This window comes from Cyclobacterium xiamenense (genome assembly GCF_042140265.1).
In the GTDB taxonomy this organism is placed as follows: Bacteria; Bacteroidota; Bacteroidia; order Cytophagales; family Cyclobacteriaceae; genus Cyclobacterium; species Cyclobacterium xiamenense_A.
Window position 1 is genome coordinate 85,483 of record NZ_CP159481.1, and the last position, 23,926, is coordinate 109,408.

At 50.4% G+C, this 23,926-nt stretch carries 16 protein-coding genes and 1 pseudogene; 6 read left to right on the forward strand and 11 right to left on the reverse strand.

Going from position 1 to position 23,926, the window contains the following annotated elements; translation table 11 throughout:
- Positions 1–16: 16 nt before the first annotated feature.
- From ABWH99_RS00380 to ABWH99_RS00390, 3 genes are all read right to left on the reverse strand, one after another.
- Positions 17–514: a hypothetical protein gene (locus ABWH99_RS00380; protein WP_375584336.1), complete on the reverse strand. Its 498-nt coding sequence runs from the start codon at positions 512–514 to the stop codon at positions 17–19.
- A 148-nt stretch (positions 515–662) separates the two neighbouring features.
- Positions 663–1,871 carry a glycoside hydrolase family 18 protein gene (locus ABWH99_RS00385; RefSeq protein ID WP_375584337.1) on the reverse strand — a complete coding sequence of 403 codons (1,209 nt, stop codon included), beginning with the start codon at positions 1,869–1,871 and terminating at the stop codon, positions 663–665.
- A 326-nt stretch (positions 1,872–2,197) separates the two neighbouring features.
- Positions 2,198–2,695, reverse strand: a complete 498-nt coding sequence (locus tag ABWH99_RS00390; RefSeq protein ID WP_375584338.1) for a hypothetical protein — start codon at positions 2,693–2,695, stop codon at positions 2,198–2,200.
- 596 nt (positions 2,696–3,291) lie between these two features.
- Between ABWH99_RS00390 and ABWH99_RS00395 the strand changes: the two genes are divergently transcribed.
- From ABWH99_RS00395 to ABWH99_RS00410, 4 genes are all read left to right on the forward strand, one after another.
- Positions 3,292–4,023 carry a hypothetical protein gene (locus ABWH99_RS00395; RefSeq protein ID WP_375584339.1) on the forward strand — a complete coding sequence of 244 codons (732 nt, stop codon included), beginning with the start codon at positions 3,292–3,294 and terminating at the stop codon, positions 4,021–4,023.
- A 132-nt stretch (positions 4,024–4,155) separates the two neighbouring features.
- On the forward strand, positions 4,156–5,613 hold the full coding sequence (locus ABWH99_RS00400) for a sulfatase-like hydrolase/transferase (RefSeq protein ID WP_375584340.1): 1,458 nt from the start codon (positions 4,156–4,158) through the stop codon (positions 5,611–5,613).
- Positions 5,614–5,684: 71 nt separating this feature from the next.
- Positions 5,685–6,416 (forward strand): carbohydrate-binding family 9-like protein, encoded by a 732-nt coding sequence (locus tag ABWH99_RS00405; RefSeq protein WP_375584341.1) that lies wholly within the window; start codon positions 5,685–5,687, stop codon positions 6,414–6,416.
- A 9-nt stretch (positions 6,417–6,425) separates the two neighbouring features.
- Positions 6,426–7,388 (forward strand): alpha/beta hydrolase fold domain-containing protein, encoded by a 963-nt coding sequence (locus ABWH99_RS00410; protein ID WP_375584342.1) that lies wholly within the window; start codon positions 6,426–6,428, stop codon positions 7,386–7,388.
- A 264-nt stretch (positions 7,389–7,652) separates the two neighbouring features.
- Here the strand turns inward: ABWH99_RS00410 and ABWH99_RS00415 are convergent, their stop codons facing one another.
- Genes ABWH99_RS00415 through ABWH99_RS00435 form a run of 5 tightly spaced genes read right to left on the reverse strand, consistent with a single transcriptional unit; the run spans position 7,653 to position 14,579 of the window.
- A complete protein-coding gene (locus tag ABWH99_RS00415) occupies positions 7,653–9,119 on the reverse strand; it encodes a glycine--tRNA ligase (RefSeq protein WP_375584343.1) in 1,467 nt (488 codons plus the stop codon).
- 40 nt (positions 9,120–9,159) lie between these two features.
- The gene (locus ABWH99_RS00420) at positions 9,160–9,639 is read right to left on the reverse strand and encodes a c-type cytochrome (RefSeq protein WP_375584344.1); all 480 of its coding nucleotides are present in this window, start codon (positions 9,637–9,639) and stop codon (positions 9,160–9,162) included.
- Positions 9,640–9,675: 36 nt separating this feature from the next.
- Entirely contained in the window at positions 9,676–11,994 is a 2,319-nt protein-coding gene (locus tag ABWH99_RS00425) for a PVC-type heme-binding CxxCH protein (protein WP_375584345.1), read from the reverse strand.
- Between the two features lie 3 nt (positions 11,995–11,997).
- Positions 11,998–12,867: a sugar phosphate isomerase/epimerase family protein gene (locus ABWH99_RS00430; protein WP_375584346.1), complete on the reverse strand. Its 870-nt coding sequence runs from the start codon at positions 12,865–12,867 to the stop codon at positions 11,998–12,000.
- Between the two features lie 8 nt (positions 12,868–12,875).
- Positions 12,876–14,579, reverse strand: a complete 1,704-nt coding sequence (locus tag ABWH99_RS00435; RefSeq protein ID WP_375584347.1) for a PQQ-dependent sugar dehydrogenase — start codon at positions 14,577–14,579, stop codon at positions 12,876–12,878.
- A gap of 591 nt (positions 14,580–15,170) precedes the next feature.
- On the opposite strand from ABWH99_RS00435, the gene ABWH99_RS00440 reads away from it, so the two are divergent.
- Both ABWH99_RS00440 and ABWH99_RS00445 read left to right on the forward strand, forming a co-directional pair.
- Positions 15,171–17,591, forward strand: a complete 2,421-nt coding sequence (locus ABWH99_RS00440) for a TonB-dependent receptor domain-containing protein (protein ID WP_375584348.1) — start codon at positions 15,171–15,173, stop codon at positions 17,589–17,591.
- Between the two features lie 361 nt (positions 17,592–17,952).
- Positions 17,953–19,254 (forward strand): annotated as a pseudogene (locus ABWH99_RS00445) (DASH family cryptochrome); the annotation flags it as partial.
- A gap of 135 nt (positions 19,255–19,389) precedes the next feature.
- Here ABWH99_RS00445 and ABWH99_RS00450 read toward each other — a convergent pair.
- From ABWH99_RS00450 to ABWH99_RS00460, 3 genes are all read right to left on the reverse strand, one after another.
- Positions 19,390–20,619 carry a serine hydrolase domain-containing protein gene (locus tag ABWH99_RS00450; RefSeq protein WP_375584349.1) on the reverse strand — a complete coding sequence of 410 codons (1,230 nt, stop codon included), beginning with the start codon at positions 20,617–20,619 and terminating at the stop codon, positions 19,390–19,392.
- 13 nt (positions 20,620–20,632) lie between these two features.
- Complete coding sequence (locus tag ABWH99_RS00455) at positions 20,633–21,235, reverse strand: DNA-3-methyladenine glycosylase I (RefSeq protein WP_375584350.1); 603 nt, start codon at positions 21,233–21,235, stop codon at positions 20,633–20,635.
- Positions 21,236–21,314: 79 nt separating this feature from the next.
- Positions 21,315–23,834: a M14 family zinc carboxypeptidase gene (locus ABWH99_RS00460; RefSeq protein ID WP_375584351.1), complete on the reverse strand. Its 2,520-nt coding sequence runs from the start codon at positions 23,832–23,834 to the stop codon at positions 21,315–21,317.
- Between the last annotated feature and the right edge of the window lie 92 nt (positions 23,835–23,926).

The following is a 23,926-nucleotide window of genomic DNA, read 5'->3' on the forward strand; positions in this document are numbered from 1 at the left end:
TTTACACAAAATGGCATTAGGGCAGGTACTGAAGGATAACCGCGTAATACACCGACGCCCGCTCCTTGGAGAAGTAATCGATGATTAGTAACGAAAGGCCGAAAACAGACAAGGCTAACCCAACGGCATGAAAATGGGGATTTTTGCTCCAGACAAAAGCAGCGATCGTTGCAACGAAACAGGCAAAACTGATCGAGAGGGAAGTGGGATACAGCACCTGGAAAGCTTCCACCCGCTTTTTTTCATCCAGCAGAAATTGGTTTGCATTGGCATCGTAGGATTGCTGAAAGGAAAGTTGCCGATGACTATTTGAATACACCATAAAGCTGCCCATTAGGACGAATAATATCCCTAAACCCAGTGTGGGTAACACCAACACCCGGGCATTTTCAGTACTTCCGTATTTCCAGAGTAGGGAGGCAAGAATCAGTACCAAAAGCCCCGTGATCCCAATGCAAACACCTTCGAATACTTCGCCTTTTGCCCATTGAATGCTATGTTTGACAAATTTCATAGAGTGCTGATTTTCTTTGATAATCCCGATAGACTGACAGAATGGTAATCGAATACGGACGTTTTCCACCGCTACAGGTAGCCCACCTGCCTCAATCCTCCGGAAACGCCCAGTCAGTCACCAATATACCCTATCGCTCCCGGCCAATCTACTCCTTGCCCTGTGCGGCATCATGAATCGCATCCAGCAAGCTACCTTCTTCCTTTGTATCATTACCCAATTCCCAGAACATGATACCGCCCAGTCCCTTTTCCCGGACGTATTCGGTTTTGAGCCGCACAGAAACCGTATCGTCGTAGGAAACCAGCAGACTATCGGCCGCATTGTACATAAAGGGTGCTTTGGCCTGCTCATCCCAATAGCGTTGAAAGCGACTGTCTGGTTCGTACCTTTCGCGAATTTGATGGTATGCCAACCAGCCAATATGGATTCCACCGGCCAACTGATACAGCCCGTTATTTTCCGGGGGAACTCCTTCCCAGACCCGGCCGTAAAATGCACTTCCTATGACTATCTGCCTGGGATCAACTCCTTCCTCCAGGAGGAAGTTTACGATTTTTTCGGCAGACCGTGGATCGGGATCTTTGCTGGCTCCCGATCGGTACAGACTATCCAGACGGGCATGAAAGGGGGTACCCAAAATGTCTTCACTTTTCACATCTCCCAGCGGGGTATGATGCCCGGTGTACCTGGAGACACCAGAGACCTGGTCGTATGTCATCACGTTCGTGTAATCGGCATGTTTCATGACCTCGTTCAGCTCGATATGGTCGTAATAGCGCTTCCAACCCGCCGAGGCAAAGGTTAACAATTTCGGTGTATCGAATTCGTCCAGCATCTCGCGCAACCCTTTCATCAAAAGGGTAAAATTTTTGGTGTCTTTCTCACGTGCCTTGGTACCGGCGCCCGATATTCCCGGATACTCCCAATCCATGTCCATTCCGTCCAACTGATACGCTTCTATAAAGTCAGCCGCACTCTGAATGAATTTTTCCCTGCTTTCTTCCGTTAGGGCCATATCCGAAAAGCCATCGGCACCCCAACCTCCACAGGCGATCATCACTTTTAATTCCGGATTTCTTTTTTTCTGTTGTACCAAGGCCTTTAATTTTGGTCCGGCTTCCGCGGGATTCCTGAATTTCATTTCCCCGTCGATCACATGAGTGAACGAATAAATGATATGGGTGAGCTTTTCCACGGGTATTTTCTCCGGTTGGTAGTCACGTTCCGGCACATAGTAGGCCATCACCAACGGAGCAGCAGCAGGGGACGAGCTCTCCGCAGGTGCCTGTTCCTGTCGGCCGGACTCTTGTGAGCAGCCGACTATAAAAAATAAAAGGATCGTTTTCCAATTCATTCCCATGGTAGGTTGTTTAAATGTGGTGAAGAAATGTACGATTTTTTACTGTGCTAAAAAACCGAATGTACCCATAGTTTACCTGAACCGGCTTAGATATAGAGCAACTAGCCCGGATAGGTTCTGCATTACAATCTCCCTCAGGGAGCCGATGTAAGCGGAATGATCCATAGCAGGGTATACGCCCAAAAGCCACGTTCTCTACCATCCGGTTGCCGCCTGGTTGGAAAACAGCAATCCAACGAACACCAGAAATTCCAGACAGCGGTCGGCCTACAGGAAGAAAAGGCGACGCTGCCGGAAGTGGGCCGCAATGGCTACATCCCTTATTCCAGTGCATCCCATTCTTCCTTCGTTGCAGGACCTTTTTGGTGTTCCATCATCATTTTCCAGCGATCCTCTTTTACCAGCAACCCATCAAAATGAACGTAATACCCTCCCTTTTCTCCATTTACTTCAAAGGAGTAGTGGAATATTCCGCTTTCAAACGCAGTGGTGGAATCACCCATTCGCTTATTAAATCGAAAGGCCACGGACGATTTACGTAATCCGGAACGTGTATCCTCTATGTCTTTTTTCCAGCCGGCAAGGGCCTTAGCAATCGGATAGGCCAATCCTCTAGGATCGGAAACCAAAATCGCCTTCTCATGAAACGTTTTTGCATACCCTTCAAAGTCGCCCTCTTCGATGGTTCGAGAAACCTCATCCCAAAACGCGTTCAATTCGGCCAATCGCCCGGGGTCAGAGGTATTGCCAGCTTGTGAAAACACAGGTAGCGTCTGGAGCAGAAAAAAAACAAACAGGAAGGTTTTTACAGTCGTCATGGAGATAGGAGTATGTATTTTTATACTATTACTGATAATTTTTGAGATAATCAGGACATTGACTAACAAAACGGGTCGCGTTGAACCCTGGCAAGTAGCAACTGGGGAACAGGTCAAGATAGCACTTTTTTTTTTATTTTAGAAAGTTTTGTTTACCGGTAGTCCGCGCATGTTCCTTTTTTTTGTCATCCTTCACACAATCCAACGAGGCTGGCTTATCAGAACCCAATTATCGATTTCCTGGTATTTATTCGGTCTTTCCTTCCTGCACGAAAAAGGACTGAAAATAAAATTGGCCAATGTCTCCGGCGGACTCTCGATTCATTCGAATCATGCGATAGTCGTGAAAGAAGCTTGTATCCTAAATGAAAAATGCCGATTTTTAATAATATCCTCTGGTTACCAATACTGTTTCTTAGTCTTCCTGCGCCATGAAATATGTTGCATTGATTCTATTTCCTTTGGTATTTCTTGGATCGGGAACAGCCCAACTGTGGCCGGTTACCCGGATCTCATTTGTACCTCCACCCGTAGAAGTTGTAGGCAATCCAGTCTACCGGTATTGGGGAAGCGCGGGCAATGAGCCAGGTAAACCTATGAAATACCAGTCAAAAACGGCTTTTTTCAAGGGGGAAATCCCTTTCTTTCCCTGTCAATATTTTACGCAGGAGCTCGAAAAAATGTACGCCACCCATACCGCCGATATTGAGATCGTAGCCTCTATCCTGGAGCAACTAAAAACGCTGGGCTGTTTGGACACCGACCCTGCGATGAAGATGATCCAGGCGCAATACGACATGCTGCAGGCGGTCGTCAAACCCGAGACTGAACGAGATCCGCTATCGAACAGCGAGGTGGATCAGGCAATACAGGAAGGCAACTATCCTGAAGCAGAACAGCTCTTGAAAATCGCGGTGGAGGAGGAGCCGGATAGTTTTAAAAATGGCAGGCTACTTTTTCAGCTGGCTCACCTTCAATACAAGGAACTAAGGCTTATCGAAGAAGCGCGGAACAATGCCATTCGGGCTGCTGAATTGGCAAGCAACTTTGGGAAACCCTATCTACTTCTGGGAGATATTTACCTGATAATGAGTAGAAATTGTGGGGAAAGCTGGCAGGAACGTCTGGCAGCGATTGCAGCCATGGAAAAATACGAACATGCAAGGAATATCGATACCTCCGTGGTGATGGAGGCCAACCGACGCATAGTAAACCTAAAAGGTGCCCTACCCCTGAGAGAGGACGGCTTCGCGCTTGGTGTTAGTGCTGGCGATAAAGTTTCCGTGGGGTGCGGCATCGACGAAACGATCACCGTTCGCTTTCAGTAGACACCAATCCCACTTGTTTGTTTTACCAAATCTCCTTGCATCGGAAAAAAACCAATAGTTTCTTGTAGCATTATCACATACTACCGGGGCAGACATCGCTCTACCACCTAAATTAAACCTGCTGTATCCAACATGATAATATCGACTTGTAGCGCATTGCTGCTCCTATTTTCCGGCTTCTGGCAAGCAAAGCCAGTAACAACAGCCCCCTCCCGGCCATCAATTCTGATTATCCTGGTCGACGACCTGGGCAAGGAATGGATCAGTCAGTATGGTGCAACGGATATTTCCACACCGGCCATTGATGCCCTGGCTAAAAGTGGTCTCACCTTCACCAACGCCTATGCCATGCCCCAGTGCACGCCTACCCGAGTCACCTTGCTGACAGGTCAGTACCCGTATCGTCACGGCTGGGTCAATCATTGGGACGTTCCCCGTTGGGGCGGAGGAGCCCATTTCGACGAAACACGCTATCCTTCTCTGGGAAAGGAAATGAAAAAAGCTGGCTATACTACCTGCATTGCCGGGAAGTGGCAGATCGATGATTTCAGGGTAGAACCAGACGCCCTTACAAAAAATGGGTTTGACGCCTATTGCATGTGGACAGGTTTCGAATCGGGGGTAGCAGCAAGCGCCAACAGGTACCAGGACCCCTACCTGTACACAAAAGAAGGCAGTGCGACCCATACTGGGAAATTCGGACCCGATGTTTTCAAACAATTCATCATTGATTTTATAAAGGAAAACAAAGAGGAGCCCCTGTTTATTTATTACCCCATGGTCCTGACCCACACCCCCTTCGTGAATACCCCCGATAGCGAGGAAGCGGACGACCTGGGTAAACACAAAGCCATGGTGGCCTACACCGACCGGATTACAGGCGAACTGATTAACGCACTGGAAGATGCAGGGATCCGGGACAATACCCTCATAATCTGGACAACAGACAATGGCACTACCGGAGCGATCACCGGAACTCGAAATGGATTTTCCGTACCTGGGGGGAAAGCAAAAACTACTGAATCCGGAATCAACGTACCCTTCCTGGTAAGCTGGCCCGAACAAATTTCGCCAAACAGCATTTCAGACGCACTGATAGACTTTACAGATATTTTCCCTACCTGTTTGGAACTGGCAGGAATCCCGGTTAGAAACCAAACCGATTCGGGTAGCAAGCCATTTGACATCGATGGTTTTTCGTTTAGGGATGTACTGGTTAAGGGTGACGAACACTCCGAACGACAATGGATCTTAGCCATGGGAGGTGGAAACAACGCCGCGCTTACAGAAAACGGCGTGGAAAATCAATACCTGTTTCGCGACCGCGTGGTACGAAACAAACAGTACAAGTTGTACATCAATTCGAATCGGGTACCCGAAAAATTTATCGATTTGCTAGCCGACCCCATGGAGACCACCAACCTACTCGATAGCCTGCAAACGAAAGAGAGAAAGCGACATTTCCATCAGCTCCGTGAAATCATTCCAACCTTCCCCGAAAAGGACAGCGACCCAAAATATACCCCAAATCCTCCCCAGGCCTGGGATGTACCGATAACGGAACAAAGCCAGGTATGGAAAAAGCAATAAGTCCGAAAAAATCGAATCCGATTTAGCCTAAAACCGGGGACAGGAAAGTCCATTTACGAACGAAAAATACGATGAAACAAACGATCAAAAAATTAAAACAGCCGCAGCGAGTTTACAAGCTTTTCGCACGAGACCTGCAGGCATTCGCCCTCGTTTTACTGCTTTTCTCTTGTGGAGAATCGGCGAACTCCCCACTCACCCTTCCCTCCTTACCCGAAGAAATACAGGTTGACGGTCGTGTAGACGAAGCTGCCTGGGAACGAGGATGGGTTTTGGAAGGATTGGTTTCTCCCTGGCCCAAAGAGAAAAATATCGACCAAACCACGTTCAGCGCCTTTGTCTCCCCAAGATACTTTAATTTTTCTTTCGAGGTCCGGGACAATTCCATAACGACGGTGGCGTTTCAAGACGAGTCATCCGTAGAACAGGAAGATCGGGTAGAACTGTTTTTTTCCAGCGATACGACCCTGGAAAGGTACTACTGCATCGAGATCGACCCGAATGGAAACGTACTCGATTATTCCGCAGCCTATTACCGCGAATTCGATCCGACCTGGGATTTTTCCAGCAAAGAACTGGCCACCAGGATCACCGACACCGGATACCTTGTTGAGGGGAAAATCTCCCTGAAGGAACTTAACGAACTGGGGATCTCCTTCCCTTTTTACCTTGGCATCTTTCGGGCCGACTTTGCACCTGCCGGGAACGAAGCTGTAACCTGGTTTTCCTGGAAACGACCGGACAGCCCGACACCCGATTTTCACATCCCCTCGGCCTTTGGAGAAACGGTTCGAATGGAGTAAATTACCAGCATGAGAAAACTATTTCCTGCTCTTGTTTGCTTTTGCCTCGCCGCCGCTTGTCAACCGGCATCCACCGACCCGGAACGGCCGCTACAAGCGCCCCGGGGATACCTGAATGAAACGCTACTGACCATCGCGTATGGATTGGGTAGCCTGGATTTGATCGAGTCCGCTCCGGCGGTGCCGGAGAATCTCGACGCCTTTAAGGACATCCCCTACAAAACCATCAATGGGCAGGAATTGCAGCTCGATATCTACCGGAAAAAAGGCTTGAGGGAACCAGCGCCCACGCTGATTTTTGTGCACGGCGGTGCCTGGAAAAAGGGAAAGCGGCAGGATTACCTGCCATACCTGATCGATTATGCGGAAAAAGGATATATCACCGTTACGCTTTCCTATCGTCTTTCTGGTGTTGCTAAGTTTCCTGCCGCTGCACAGGATGTGAACTGCGGAATAAAGTGGATCAAACAACATGCGGAGGAATATGGCATTGATCCGGATCGGTTGGCGCTCATCGGGGGTTCTGCGGGGGGCCATCTGTCCCTTTTGCTGGGCTACGGAGGTGAGGAGCCATTGTTTAACCGGGATTGCGAACAGGGTCCGGACAGTGGCGTAAAAGCCATTGTGGATTTCTACGGTCCCGTCGATCTGACGACCTCCTATGCCATTTCCACGGAACAAGTTCAAAGTTTTATGGGCAGCCGCTTTGAACAAGATCCGGACATGTATCGGCTGGCATCGCCTCGCACCTTTATCAGTGCCGATGATCCACCAACGCTTATTTTTCAGGGAACCATTGACTCCCTGGTACCGGTAAGTCAGTCGGATTCCCTACAGCTATGGCTGCAGGAAGCCGGCGTACCGAACGAGTACCACCGCCTGAAAGGCTGGCCCCACACCATGGACATAGCGCAGGAGGTGAACGATTACTGTCAGTTTTACATTGACCGTTTTCTAGCGAAATACCTGTAATCCCACTTTGGGTAATTTGATCTACTATTTTGCCATCACTGTGAAGATGCTGACCTGACACCGTTCGAATTTCGTTTGCAAATCGGGTACCCGCTTGCTGCGAGCGCCGGATGTTCACAACTCATTCTTCCCGATATCCTTTTGGTCCCGCTCCAAATGCAGGTTTTTTCAAGCTCAGCCCAGCGAAGGTCTGGGCTGAGTCGGTCAAAACCCGGTAGCTGCAATGCACCGCACCGATCAGGTCCAGAACCGGAAAGAAGAGTCTTAAATCTTCTCAAACACTGTCTTAAAACTACAGGCTGCTGCCAGTCTGCCGTGCAGATCGGCAATCGCTACCCGCTCCTGCTCGGTACTGTCCCGGTGCCGGATGGTCACCGTGTCGTCCTCCAAGGTCTGGTGATCTACCGCGATGCAAAAGGGCGTCCCGATCAAATCCTGCCGCGCATAGCGCTTGCCGATAGAGGCCGCCTCTTCATAAATAATAGTGAAATCGTACTTCAGCTGTTCGAAGATGGCCTTGCCCTTTTCTGGCAATCCATCTTTTTTAGTCAAGGGTAGGATAGCCGCTTTTACCGGTGCCAGGGCAGGGTGAAACCGGAGGTAAACCCTGCTTTTATCACCCGTTTGTTCTTCCGTATACGCGTTGCAGAGCGTCATTAAAAACAAACGGTCTGCCCCAATGGAAGTCTCAATTACGTAAGGAATGTAACTCTGGTTTACCTCCGGATCAAAGTATTGCTGCTTCTTTTTACTGTATTCCTGGTGTGCCTTCAGGTCAAAGTCCGTACGGGAGTGAATGCCTTCCACCTCCTTGAAACCAAAGGGAAACTGATATTCGATGTCCAGGGCGGCGTTGGCATAGTGGGCCAACTTGTCGTGGTCGTGACGTCGGATTTTTTCTTCCGGTATCCCCAATGCCAGATGCCATTTGACACGGGTATCCGCCCACTGCTTATACCAGTCCAGCTCCGTGCCAGGCCGCACAAAATACTGCATTTCCATTTGCTCAAACTCCCGCATACGAAAAATAAATTGCCTGGCCACAATTTCGTTCCGGAAGGCCTTTCCTATCTGTGCGATACCGAAGGGCACTTTCATGCGCGCCGTCTTCTGTACGTTCAGGAAGTTGACAAAAATGCCCTGAGCCGTCTCCGGCCTCAGGTAAATGGTAGAGGCATCCTCAGCAACCGATCCTACCTGCGTGGAAAACATCAGATTAAATTGACGGATCTCCGTCCAATTAGCCGTACCGCTCAGGGGACAGGTGATGTCCTCGTTGATCATCAAGTCCCGTAAGCTGGCAAAATCGGCCGCATCAAGCAATTTCCCCATCGCCGCAAGCAGGTCCCGTGCCCGCTCTGCCTCTCCTGCCTGCTCGTACTGGGCCGCTTTTTCTTCGATCAACACATCGGCCCGGTACCTTTTTTTACTGTCTTTATTGTCCACCATGGGATCATTAAAGCTGTCTACGTGCCCGGAGGCTTTCCAGGTGGTGGGATGCATAAAAATGGCCGCATCTACCCCCACAATGTTGTCGTTCAGACGGGTCATGGATTCCCACCATAGGCGCTTGAGATTGTTTTTCAACTCTACACCATAAGGGCCGTAATCGTATACGGCCTGAAGTCCATCGTATATTTCGGAAGAGGGGTACACAAACCCATACTCTTTGGCATGGGCGATGATATCTTTGAGCAGATTGTTTTCCTGAGGTTGTGCTGATTTTGCCATGGGCGCAAAATTAAGCAAAAACCTATAGTGTACAAGGTTTTTACAGATCTCCCTGCATCAGGTAGGCACGGATATCGGCAATATCCTGAGCGAGTAACCCCATCTGTGCCGGTTTGGGCATCAGGCTTACGGGTACCTGCCGCTTTTCAGCTACTTCGGCGCCTGGGATTACAAATCGCCGTCCCTGGCTATCCAGCACGGTGACCACCGGACCGTTGGACTGAAGCAGGCCGTACAGGACGGCACCATTTTTCAGGCGAATCAACCAGGATTCGGAACCAAACCCGATCGCTGCGTCCGGCTGCACGATGGCGTTTACCAGGGTAGGTGCATCCATTTTTTGACCAATTTCGCTAAGGTAGGGACCGATCTCATTCCCGGAGGCACCAATTCTGTGACAGGTCAGACAGTTTCTGGCAGCCAGTACTTTCCCGTTTGCAGCATTGCCTTCAAGCCGGTTGATTGTTGCTTCATCCAGATGCTGTTCGCTTCCAAACAAATGAGCCAATAGGCTCTTCACAGCCGGACGACCCTCCTGGGGCCAATCTCCGGTAAATTATCTCTTCAAGGAATCGGCTAAATCCCCTTTCACCGCTAGCAAAGCCAATTGTAAGCGACCGTCGGGGCTTTCTGCCAGCCCGTTCAGGGCTTCTCGTTGCTTTTCCGCGGTGCCGAGGCTATCTTTTAGTTGATTCAGAAAAACCAATAGCTCCGGCTGGGGAGTGGGTAAGTTGTCCAGGGGTGGCTCCCAGTCCTGAAGCAGGGCCTGCCATTCGTTGTACTTTCGAAACTGCAACCACCATCCGGCCTGATCGGCTAAAATTCCCTTCCCCTCTGCCAGCTTCAAAAAGGTTTGCACCACTTCCTTATGCGGAATAAAGGCCAGTGTTTCCAACGCTCGCATCCGTTCCTCCGGACGCAGCGAATCGCTTTGCACCCGGCGTATCAATGCGGGTATTGCGGCTTCGGGATGCAGCTCCCAAATCAACGCTGCCTGCGCTGGGTTCCATCCCAGCGGGTCAGTATCTTCCCACTCCCGCACAAATACCTCATCAGCCCGTTCGTCGAGGGCAATCCCTAGCGCATTGCGGTACCAGGGATCGGTTCCGTCGAATCCCTCGATCAATGTGGTATACAAAGAGGCCGTTTTTTGGTAGTCCATGTTTCGCAGGAGTAAAGCCCATTCTCTCCTCAGCAAGGGATGCGTTTCAGCGGAAAGCGCACCGGTTTCATCCAGCAAGGACTCGGGAGCAGCCGCCGCCATGGCCCGAAGGCTGGCTAAAGCTACCTCGGGATTTTCGTCCCGAAGCAACGGCCGCACTTTTTCCAGGCCCGGCGCACCCATTTCCGCAAGTAGCCATATCGCCCGGGCCCGGTAGAAAGGATTGTCATGATCCAGCAAGGATTCCAGTTCGGAAATCACTGCTGACCCCCGCTGCCTCAAAAGCTGAGCTGCCCGCGCACGTACATGCACCGCAGGACTGCAGAGGGCCGTTAGCAAACCGGATACGGTGTTAAAATCAACCGTAGGGCGGGTATATTTCCTACCTCTTTTGGTAATCCGATAAATCTTTCCTTGCCCTTCCTTGTCGCGCATCTGGTGCCCTCCTACAATGGGGTCGTACCAGTCGGCCACAAAAAGAGACCCGTCCGTTCCCAGGCTGGCATCGCTGGGCCGAAACCATTTGCTGGTATCGGCCTCCACCTGATGCCAGATGTACCCCTCATTGTCCCGGTCAACAGAAGCAATGAAATTTTGTCGGGTATCCAGCGAATAACCGGAGCCTTCCAGTCTGGGATGGTAGCCAAAAATAATGTTTCTTCCGGCATCGGCAGTGAGCAACAAACCGCGATATTCTTCTCCCAGTTCGTCTCCTTCAATGCGCAACATTCCTGTGGGAGAGCCAGCCCCATACACATCTCCCGAGGGCAATACCCCCGGATCGTGTTGGTGCCAGTGTGCTTCCGCGATGGTCTGACCCGGGCGCCGGTCGGCTTGCCAGGTGCGGTCTCCCTTCTTACTGAAGAAACCAGCATTGCTGCCCTCCATTAACCAGGTCGTACGACAGGAGGCCGTCTGATCGTCGTTATCACTTTGCCACATGTTGCCATAGGAGTCCACAAATACCTCGTAGGCATTTCGAAAGTTGTGGGCCATCACTTCCATCCCGGTACCATCCGGATTCACCCTGACAACCAATCCACCTGTATACACCTTTCCGTCATCGCTTACCTGGGCTGGCAGGTTTTCCGTACTGTAGGGCGTGTATTCGTTGTACACGCTTCCGGAGCGAAGGGTCCAGCCTGCTTTGTCCGCTACCCGGTGTGGCCCGGCATTGCCGGTAATAAAATACCATTTGCCATCCGGTCCCAATTGACCGGCGTGCAAGCCGTGGTCGTGGTCCTTTCCGCCAAAGCCAGTCAACAATACCTCTTTGCTATCCGGAAGGTCGTCCCCATCGGTATCCGTGTAAACGATTACATTGGGAGAACAGGAAACCACGACCTGGTTTCCTACCACCGCGATGCCTAGCGGACTGCGCAAATCTTCGTCTTGTACAAACACCTGAGAGGTGTCTGCTTTTCCATCTCCGTCCTGGTCTTCCAGAATGACCACCCGGTCTCCCGCTTTCCGGACGAGGTGCCCGTCGGCATTCCGAAAATCACGGTAGTTAACTGCCTCGGTGAGCCAAACCCTTCCTCTGGCGTCTACGTCCATGTTGGTGGGATTGTGAAAGAGCGGACTGCTCGCCCACAGACTCACTTCCAGATCCTCCGGTACAAACAACAGCGACACCTCCTCGTTCCCTGGTTCAGGCCTGCAGGAGAGTAACGTGAAAAAATACAAGATCGAAATTACCTGATTGGTTTTCATGGGCTAACCGCGAATAAGTTGTCGCACGAATTTCAAGTTTTGTTGGTAGGCCGGCAGGATCTCTGCTCCGTTGGGAAGCGCGCCTTCCATAATTATCCAGTTTGTATACCCTATTTTATCCAGGGTGGCTTTTACTCGGGCAAAGTCGACTTTGCCCTGACCCAGTAAGTTGCCGTTTTCCTTGAAGTGAATTTCACAAAGGTAGTCGGTTCCAAGCAATTCCATTTCTCGGACGATATCGTAGCCCATTTCGGTAGCATTGGCCACATCGTAATACACTTTTATGTTTGGGGAACCAATGGCCTCAATCAGTTCCAAGTGTTCTTCCGCCGAAAGCCAGGATTCGATGGCCAGGTTGATTCCCATGGCTTCTGCTTTGGGAGCCACCTTACGGAGCCGACGTACCACTTCGGCTTTCCCCTCGGAATCGTCCCGCAAGTCACCCTTTCCGAAGAAGGCCAATAAGACATTGGTACAGGACAAGGCCTTGGCCACGTCGATACTGTCACGTACCCAGACCTCGGTTTCCGGGGCAGATTTGTAGGGTACCCGGTTTAATTCCCCGATGGCCAGACTGGCGATCCGTAGGCCCTGCTCCCTGCACGCCTGTAAGTAGGTCTGTTGCATACCCGGATGCCGCAGGTGCATGTCGTTTTGTACCGTGCCCAGACTGACCTGCACGCCGTCCAGCCCGATATCCTTTGCCAAGGAAAAAGCGCTGGGATCCGCCATCTTGCCTATGGACCAGTCACAAGCGCCGATGGGGCGGGAGGCAGCCCCTTTGCCTGCCTCACCAAAGGCCGGATGAAATGCCGCGGTAGCGGCCAGAAATCCCAGTTTTTTTTTGAATTTTCTTCGTTGCGTATGGGTCATGGGTTCCGTTATTTGGTGCCTGCCATTTTATATACCTTTCCATCGGCTTTGGTGAAGAGGTACATTTCCCCCTCCCGGTCTCTTCCAAGCCGCAAATCCACGCGGTTACTGCCCGCCAGTTCGGATAAGGGTTTGGAAACACCTTCGTAGCTCACTTTCCACTCGTAAATCGGAGCCTGCCGCCCCCGAATCAAATCAGCTGTTTCCACAAAAAACAAGCGGCCGCGAACGATGTCGCCAAACAAGTATTTGCCTTGCAGTGCTGGGACTTCGGTTCCCTGGTATTCGTAGCCGCCCGAAATGGCGTTCCCCTCGTCGTGATCGTACATGGCTACCGGGTAGGTATAACCGAATTCCATATCGTTTTCGGGAAGCGGAAACACCTGATTGATCGCCAGCCCCGATTCGATCACAAAGGTGCCTTCCCGAACCGGCCAGCCGTAATCGTCACCCGCCCGTACGATGTAAATGGATTCGATCTGCCCCTGTCCAATGTTGGTGGCCAGCATTTTCCCATCCGCAGTCCAGGAAATCCGGTGGGCATTTCGAAAGCCATGTGCATATATCTCGGGCAAGGCTCCCTCTTTATCCAAAAAAGGATTGCCGGAAGGGATTCCGTAGTTTCCGTTGCCACTGTTTCTTCCGGAAGGATCGATGCGAAAGATGGAACCCCAGGCCTGGCTCACTCCATGTGGAATCCAGGGATGACCTGCTCCGACACTTCCCCCGTCTCCAATACCAATGTACAGCAAACCGTAATCCGGATCTCCCTTTTCGACCAGTGGATTGAAAGTCAACTCCTGCATCCCGTGGATGCCGGTGACCATATCGATTCGGAAGAGTTCTCGGCTTTGGGCACGCAGTGGAACTTCCAACGGTTTCCCGGTTTGCCATTCGGTCACGACCCACTGCAGGGTGGATTTGATACTATCCCCGTAAGCAAAATCCGCAGGAGCCGTCCCCGGCTTTTCGGTATGGCTGGTGTAAAGCAATCCATTGGTACCAAAATCGGGATGAAAGGCAAAACTACCAAAACCAGTGGCCAGGCCCGGTTCATTAATAAAGGCGGGCATTTTTTCCTGCATATCCAGGTACAGTTGGGTTTCCGGGCCTCGCATTTGGTACATTTTGCCCCTTAAGTCCATAATGTATAGGTCGCCGGTTACCGGATGGTAGTCCATTTTTGCAATACGGGTAAGCGGTTTGTTTTCGGAAGATGCGGGAATGGTACTGATCCACTCCAGTTCCACGATCAGGTCAGAAAGGGGAATGGGCTCGGGAATGGGGTTCATAATGGAATCCGCCCGGCCGTTCTCGGCTACCTGGGGCGCTGGATATTGGTGCATGTACGCAATGATGGCATCAATGTCCTTTTCCTCCAGGTAGGCAAAGCCAGGCATATAGCTTTTGTAACGCTCAAAGACAGCCGCAGCTCGCTTGTCTCCGCTGTCGATCACTTGGGCGGGGTTTTTAATAAAGCGACGCAGCCAATCCAGCGGCTGCGCTCGGGTAATGCCTCCCAGGTGGGGGCCAATACCGTCCTCTTCGAATCCATGACAGCTGCTGCAGTGGGTGTCAAATAAGTCTTCGCCACTTGCCAACGCCACTTCGTCCATGGGAATCAGTTCTTCAAGTTTTTGCTCTCCTGAGGAACAAGACCAGCTAATGGAAAGGGCGGCGAACAGGAGGATTCGGTAATATCGGTTATTCATAAGAAGTATCGGCAGGCGATTGCTACCAGTTTTTTTAGACTTTACCCGTCTAAACTACTCCATATTCCTAAAATAAAAAAACAAATAGGGACCGCTGGAAATTGGTTCATGTACCCACCAACCGCAAAACCTCTCTAGCTGCATCAAAATCGCCAGCTTCGAGCCGAAAATTTAACTGCCCTTGGACCCGACAGGCCTGGCCCAGGCTCTGTGTCAATCGTTTCTCCCGTATTTCCACCAAACCTGGTGCCATTGAATTTAGAAGGGGTGCATCCGCACGAACAAAGATCCTGAGCCAGCTGTAGGGTCAGCATTCGTTTTAGAAAACCGGAAAACTCCTGTAGGTCCGGCAAATTCCAGCTTTTGCCACTTTTTTTTGAAGCGAATCTGCAATGAGAAAGAGACCAATATCCATGTCTGAAAAAAGCGATCGCCCTTCAATAAGCGCAAACTCGTTTTTCTGCTTCACCTGTTTGGTCAAAAAATGTACCCTTCCGATGCGCTTCTTTCGGCTTTCCTGTAAAAATTCAACTTTTCTACCTATTGTATTTCTATCTTTGCAGCAATCCAGCGTAAAGAACCAGTAAAAGCATGAAAAACATTTACCTTACCGGCCTACTTCTTTTGATCAGCGCATCGCTTGCTGCCCAATCCGATAATTTCGGTGGAATCCGGGGAAAAGTCATTGACAGCCAGGGAAAAAACCCCTTGGGATTCGCCACTGTAAGCGTATTTGATGCGGAAAGTGCTGAAAAGACGCTGATTAACGGCGGAATCACCGCGGAGGATGGCAGCTTTTCGCTAAGTCTTCCGCAGGGAGTTTATTCGGTCCTGGTGGAATTCATGGGATACCAGGCTTTCGAAATCGGCGCATTAGGTATCAACCGGGACCAACGAAACGTAGACTTGGGTACCCTCGAAATGGAAGCGGATACCGAAAATCTGGACGAAGTGGTAGTCCAGGGAGAAAAGACACTAATGGAGCTTTCGCTGGACAAACGAATTTTTAACGTTGGCAAGGACCTGGCCAACGCCGGGGGTACGGCCTCAGACATCCTGATGAACCTGCCTTCCATCACCGTGGACCCCGAAGGAGGTGTAAGCCTCAGAGGATCCAGTAACGTACGCATTCTGGTGGACGGGAAACCCTCTGGACTGGTTAGTTTCAAAGGTAGCAGCGGCTTGCAACAGCTTCCGGCTAGCATGATTGAAACCGTAGAAGTCATTACCAATCCCTCTGCACGCTACGAAGCCGAAGGGATGGCGGGCGTTATCAATATTGTGCTCAAAAAAGAAAACAACCAGGGCTTCAATGCCTCACTCGAAGGAATAACGGGAAACCCGCACAATTTTGGCATGGCCGCCAACCTGAACTACCGACACAAACGAATCAACTGGTTTGTCAACTATGGGGTGGCCTACCGCCGGGTACCCAGGGAAGGAACCATCCGACAGGAGGTAAGCAATGCCGATACCAGTTTTTATTCCTACCAGACCACCCGAGGTACTGTGAATGGATTGAACAATAATATTCGTGCCGGAATGGACTACTTCTTCAGCGAAAAAAGCATTCTAACTGGCTCCTACCTTTGGAGGAGGAGCGATGCGCGGCGGCTGACCAATATACGGTACGACGACTACACCCGAGAAGGGGGAGCCCTTGACAGCTATACCCTGCGAACACAGGACGAAGACGAGAAAGAACCCAATTCGGAGTTTAATCTTACCTACAAGCGAAGTTTTGAACAGAACGGTCACGTACTAAGTGCGGCCATTACCTACCTGGATTACTGGGAAAATTCGGATCAGGTATACACACAGGATGCCTTTTTCCCAGATGGAACGGCTATTCCGGGAGGGTCGCTGCTACAGACTTCCGTCAACGACGAATTTGACCGGCAGTGGTTGTTGCAAATGGATTACACAAAACCCCTCGGAAATGAAGGAAGCTTCGAAACCGGAATACGTAGCAGCATCCGAAACATGGAAAATGACTTTATTGTCAGCGAGCGTACCGAATCCGGAGCAATGGAACCATTACCGGGCCTGGAGGATATTTTCCTCTACGACGAAAATATTCATGCGGCTTATGCTATCTTGGGAAACAAGAGCAACAAACTCTCCTACCAGGGAGGACTCCGGCTGGAATACACGGATGTAAGCACCACGCTGGTCCGCAGCAATGAGGTCAATCCCCGGGATTACCTGAACCTGTTTCCCTCCGCCCATTTTACCTATAACATTAGCCCCGACGATGCCATGCAGCTGAGCTATAGCCGAAGGATCCGGAGGCCTGTATACAACGACCTGAGTCCGTTCATGACGTTTTCCGACGCCCGTAATTTCTTTGCCGGAAATCCCGATCTGAACCCCGAATACACCGACGCGTTTGAATTCGGGCACATCAAATACATGGACCATGGTTCACTGTTTTCAACCGTCTACTATCGCAACACCAAAGACAAAATCGAACGCATACGCCGGGTGGACGAAGAGGGAAACTCCACCACTTTCCCGGAAAACCTGGTTGGAGAACAGTCCATGGGTGTTGAATTCACCACCGACTATTACCCGGTGGACTGGTGGAAACTGGATGCAAATTTTAACTTTTTCTACGCCCGCGTAGACGGCAGCAACATCCTGGATACCTATACCGCAGACACGTATTCCTGGTTTACCCGCCTTACGTCCCGCTTCACACTCGCCAACGGACTGGATCTGCAACTGAGGGGGAACTACGAAGGGCGCAGAAGAGTGGCCCAAGGCGTCCAAAAGGCGATTACGTACCTGGACATCTCTGCCAGTAAGGACATCATGAAAGGGCGGGGAACGCTCATTCTGAACGTGATGGATGTATTCAATTCCCGCCGAAACCGGTATCTCTTTGAAGGTCCGGGATTTCTTACCGTGGGAGACATCCTGCCCCGAAAACGCCAAATCAACCTCACCCTAAACTACCGGATCAAGCAATCCAAATCTCAAAGCAAACCCACGATCCTGGGTGAAAATTAACCGCTACAACCGGAAACCCTTTCTCCCAGCATAATTTTGGGTCATGTAAAAATTTTCCTTAATCACTGATTAATTAAATACCTACGACGCCTAAGCCATTAGCGGTAAAACAACAGGGGCATTAAGTAAAATGGTGTTATCGCTACCCGTTGATACCTATCCCCGTTACGACCAACGAGGCAAGCCAATTGTCCTCAATAGCGAACGTGCGTTCCCAGCCTGGTCCACACCGCACTTTCCAGGTTCTTGCAAGCATCCAACGCACCCACCCGACTGTGGGACGATCAATACCGGGAAAACAATCGCCAAAACCCGATTTTTGTAAAAAACACTTTGCCTAAACAAGGCGTTTGTTTCGTGTATGGGATATGAAAAAGCACTTGTCTGGCTGAGGAATGACCTGAGGTGGGAAGATAACCTCACATTAAAAAAAGCAACCGAACTTGCCGAAAGCATCGCGCTGGTTTACTGTCTGGATACCCGACTATTCGGTCCGGGGGATCATGGTTTAAAGAAAACAGGGCGTTTCCGTGCCCGGCTTTTACTCGAAACGCTCCATGATTTGCGGCAACAAATTGCCGCAAAAGGGGGAAAACTCCTACTCCTTCAAGGGCATCCGGAAAAGGAAATACCCGCCCTCGCCAAGGTCCTGGGCGCGGGAGTGATTTGCTTCTCTCAGGAAGTCACTTCCGAGGAGGTAGGCGTGGAGCAAGCCCTGGAAAAAGCTGCCTGGCAACTCGGCATTGCCACGGAAAGTTATTGGCAATCGACCCTTTTTCACATTGATGACCTGCCTTTTCCAGTGACCCAACTTCCGGAAGTGTTTACCCGCTTTCGGAAGGAATGTGAAAAATTGACACAGGTGCGTCCATTGGAATCCATTTCCGAGCCAGCACGTTTTGCTTCCCTATCAGATGATTTCAATGAGGAACTTCCGGATTTACACGAGTTGGGTTATCCCAAAACGAGTCAGGAACCTGCAGGAGATATGATTTTCAAAGGAGGCGGGACAGCTGCCAGTAAACGCATGCATCATTACCTTTGGGAAACGGATGCGCTGGCTGCGTATAAAAACACACGAAACGGTCTACTAGGGGCAGATTATTCCAGCAAGCTTTCCCCATGGCTTGCCTTGGGCGCAGTTTCTCCCCGACAAATTTACTGGGAAATCAAACGCTATGAAGCTGAACGAACCAAAAACCAGTCTACCTATTGGCTGATTTTCGAACTGATATGGAGGGATTTTTTCCGTTTCATTGCGAAAAAACATGGGACCCAAATCTTTCAGCTGGAAGGCATTCGGAACAATAGGGTATATTGGAAAGAAGATCGGGATGTATTTTACCGTTGGACCGCTGGTGAAACGGGCATTCCCTTTGTCGATGCAAACATGCGGGAATTGAATGGAACAGGCTTTATGTCTAACCGCGGTAGGCAACTGGTTGCCAGCTTTTTGGTAAACGACCTGGAAATTGACTGGCGCTGGGGAGCGGCCTATTTTGAGCAGCAACTTATCGACTACGATCCCTGCAGCAATTGGGGCAATTGGATGTACATCGCAGGAGTGGGAAATGACCCAAGGTCGGACCGGTATTTCAACATTTTATCGCAAGCAAAAAAATACGACCCGCGTGGGGAGTACATCGCTCGTTGGGTGCCAGAACTGGAAAGGCTACCTGGTTTTGATCGGCACGTTCCCTTCCATCTTTCTTCCGGAATCCTGAAAAAAGCCCGAAATAGAGCTTGGAAACGACTATCCTCTCCCCCTGGTTTCGGCGGAAAACTGGAGTGTATAAGGCTAGTCCGGCAAACTTTCCAAAACCAAAGACACCAGCTCAGCTTTCGAAGCATTCTTTATCCAACGGCTGACGATCACCAAGTCATGTTCCTCATCCACGTACACCATATTGGTCCCTGCGCCCAGGTGAAAGAAGGCCGATTCGGGAGCTGCAGGTAGTTCCCGCTTCCCGGTATTTAAAAAGTAATTCATAAATCCGTAATTATCCTGTGCAGGGCCTGGTTTGCGGGATTTAGTGATCCACTCGGAAGAAATCAGTTGTTCGCCCTTCCACCGCCCTTTTCGAAGGGTCAGGTAGCCAAACCTGGCCAGATCGTAGGCATTGATCATCATACCTCCACCCCAATGGGATCCACCACTCACGAATTGCATGATTTGCCCATCGATGAGGACAAATGAATTTTCGTACCCGGTCCAGCGCCAGGTAGGACTGGCGCCGATTTTGTCCATCACGCGTTCTTTCAGCACCACGGGAAGTGGTTTTCGCCACAGGTTCATCGTGGCGAGTGCAAGCACGTTCACCCGGGTATCGTTGTACGCATAGACGGTTCCGGGTTCGTTTCGTTGCCGGCTTCGCCAGGTTTCACTGGGCCCCTGCGGTCGGTCAGCCCAATCGGGCTTTCCCCATAAGGTACCTTCCCAATCCGAAGTCTGGCGGAGCAAATGCTCCCAGGTAATTTTTCGATTGTGCGGGCTGTCAAACAAATCGATCACATCTTCTTCGTTTAGATGGGCCGCCTTGTCACGATGGGCCAAATCCGGATCGTAGGGAATTATTGGCGCCATATAGGGATGGACCAAATCGGTTTCACTAGCGATCAATCCCTCATCCACTGCCAGTCCCACTACCGTCGATAGAAAACTCTTGGCCACACTAAACGTTAGATCCACCCGGTGCGGCTCTCCCCAGCTACCGATGAGGTATCCCTTGTAGATAATCAAGCCAGCCGCAGCACCCCTGGATTTCATGGGACCGATGGGATAACCGAAAGGTTCGCGGCCAAATCCACTGAGGTAATGGGCGATTTTTAAGTTCGGATTCGCAGTACTTTCTTCTCGAATGGCCAGGTATATGGCTTCCTGAAGACGGGCTGCATTTACCCGTAGGTCTTCTGGCGCCTTTTCCTCCCAACGCCCGCGCTCAGGAAAATAATCCTGAGCCGATGACAAGGCTGGAAGAAATGAGCCTAGAACTAAGAGGCAACCGGATAAACAATCGCGTAGAAACATGGCAAAAGGTTTTTTAACGGCTCAGTCGCTTGACTTCCTGGTGCCGAAAGCATTGTACCAAGTGGTCATTTACGAGTCCGGTAGCCTGCAAATGTGAATAAACGATGGTGCTGCCCAGAAATTTGAATCCTTTTTGTTTCAAATCACGAGCTATTTGATTGGAAAGTTGGGTTGCAGCGGGAACCATGGAAAGGTCCTTCCATTCGTTTTGAACAGGTCTTCCGTCCACAAAGCCCCAGATATAATCGGTAAAGGTTCCGTAATTCAGCTGCAGTTCGATTAGCTTTCGGGCGTTGGTTACCGCGGCCTCTATCTTTAGGCGATTCCTCACAATGGCTGGATTGGCCATGCAGCTCTCAATGTCCTTTTGGTTGAAAGCAGCTACTTTTTGGTAATCAAAGTTGTGAAAAACCCGGGCATAGCCTTCCCGTTTCTTCAAAATGGTCGCCCAACTCAAACCTGCCTGAGCGCTTTCCAACACCAGAAACTCAAAATGCTTGCGGTCGGTATAGACCGGGACCCCCCATTCCTCGTCATGGTACCGTATGTATTGTTCAAATCCAAGGCACCAGGGACAACGAAAGGTATCCGCCTGATTGGGAACTAAGTGGTTCATACCTGCTGGGTAAGTTTCAGAGAAATATACGCAAAAACCAGAAAAAAACGTTCACCAACCGAATTAAGGAACAACTTTATTAATTACCGGAAAGGAAAAGAGCGTTTGCCAAAATCAACTTACCATCTTCCCAGAAACTTCTAAAGATCGGATTATCGGCAAGATAAATCAACTGCCCGGCTCCTTTGGGTGCCACACCGAACACCAGCGAGCCTGCCATGGTGGGCTTGATCTTATACCCGATAAAGCCTGTACGGTGACTATCGGTTCCAGCAATGTATCCGGCATTAATCCCTTGATTCATAAGTGCATAGCGATCGGAACTGTTTTTTAGGGAGTAATATTTCCCCGTTTTCCCGTAGCCCAGAGGATGGGTGGCATCCAATTCCACCTGAAAAATGGCTCCTGCTGCATAACTGGAAATATCCAGTCGCTCACGTTCCAGGTAGGGCGCAGTCTTTTCTACGGCCTGGGAAGCCGCCGCTACACTGTCCCAACGGGCCTTGTCGGTTTCGTCGGCATAGGTCCGAAGCATGCTTCCCTCTTTGTCAGCAAAGAGCGTCAAAGCCTCGTCCAGGGCCACCAACTTGCCTCCGGAAGTAACCCAATTGATCAGCGGTTCATAAAACTCCTCCGAATAGTCTCCGGAAGGCAGTATCAATACATTGTAGTTGCTCAAATCCGCGCTGGACAATTGATTCCCTTCCAGAATAACTACCGGATAATTTAATTCACTGTCCAGAAAATGCCAGATTTCGCCAAAATTTAAAGAGGATACGCCGGAGCCACCCACCAGGGCAATGGAGGGCTTCCGAATGAGGCGCACATGCGAAGAACCAAAATCCTTTCCGCTGTCCACAAATCCCGTTTCGGTGTGTCCCAAAGGAATTCGAAAGGAATTTGCCAAATCGGTTACTTTTTGATGAAAATTCGGCACGTACTCGTTTCCTCCCCGGGTGATGAGTAGCGATCCGGTGGGATAGCTATTTCCGCCTACCTCAAAGGGATACTCGTTGTAGCGAACACGAATCCCCTCCTGCAGCAGGCTAGCGAGAAACTTTACATGGACGGTCGCCGTCCAGGGAGCAATGTAGGCCAATGTCTCTACATTGGGTCGATTGGCTGTGAAAACAGGCGCTTCATAGGCCTCTCCCGCATCCAGTCGACTCTCTAAAGCATAGGCCTCTAAGCCGTACGCATAGGGAAGGGCCCAGGAAGTGATGTCGTAAGTGATGCTGTCCTTGAGTACCGGTTCGGGCTCAAACAGAACCTGAGTCAGCACGGACTTGGGCTGATAGGCATTGATGACGATGTCATTTTCCTCCAAGACCATCCGCTCCGTCCGCCCGCTTTGATACGAAAATCCGGTCAGGTTAGCGGTCTTACCACTCACACCGTAGCGGATGTTATTTTTATCCAATAAGGATAGCAAAGCTTGCGTCTTGGCCGGCGGGTTGCTGCCCTTGATTACAAAGCTTCTGTAGGGACCGATGGGATTCGTGCTACTTTCCACAAAATAATCGGTATAGGCTTCCATGACCTGTTCTTTCAGTTCAAAGGTGGTTTGTAGGGCCGAAATGCCGGTCGTATGATGGTGAACGATTCGATCTGCCAGCGTGAGGGTATCCCCATCTGCCGTATAGGCACCAATTCCGGCCCTTCCAGAGCCGGCTTGTTCGATGGTCATGCCAATCGCACCGTTGTACATGGGATACGTATCTCCATAACTTGGGTATAGCAAATCAAACCGTTCTTTGGTGAAGTAAAACCAATTGTTTGCATCGAAATAGCGGGCCGTATTTCGTCCAAAGCGTTCCTGGTATTCGTGTTGAAAGTCGGTCAATTGTACGTGAAGGGGCTCGGCTGCCGGGGCAAAATAATAGGGAGAATTAATCCCCTGTTCATGAAAATCCAGGTGTACCTGTGGCAGCCAATCGTTGTACAAGGCCAGCCGCTGTTGGGATTCCACCTGCGTCTGCCAGGCCCAATCCCTATTCAGGTCAAACAGGTAGTGGTTGGGGCGTCCTCCCGGCCAGGGTTCCCGGTGTTCGATGGATTGCAAATCGGGTTGCAAAACCGCATTCATTTTTTGTTGGTACCAGTTGACATACCGCTCCTGACCATCGGGATTAATACAGGGATCCAGGACCACGAGCACCTCATCCAGCCAGTCACTATAGTTCGAGCTTTCCGGTCCCACAAGAGAAAAAAGGGTCATCATGCTGGCCTCGGAAGAGACGGCTTCGTTACCGTGTACGTTATAACTCATCCAGTGCACCGGAACAGACAGCCTCGGAGATCCTTCCAGAAGTCCTGCCCGTTTGAGATTATCGGTTCGGAGGGTTTCCAATCGATTGATATTCTCTTCAGACGAAACGAAAGCCACCATCAAGGGACGTAGTTCATTGGTTTGTCCGTACTCGAGCAGGTGTACCGCAGGACTTTCACTGGCGACGTAGCGGTAGTAGTCAACCACCTTGTGGTGCGGTGTGAAACGCTCTCCGAGCGCATACCCCAAGAATTCGGCAGGACTTTTAATTTGGGCGATCAGGCTGTTGTGTAGCAGCAGCAGTCCAGCTACCAGGTATAGGTTTTTCATTGAAAAGCAGATAGGTAAACAAAATACGTTTTCATTCCCCTGAGCATTGGGTTTTCAGTGCGAATATACGTAAGTACGAGGAGAAAAGAAGG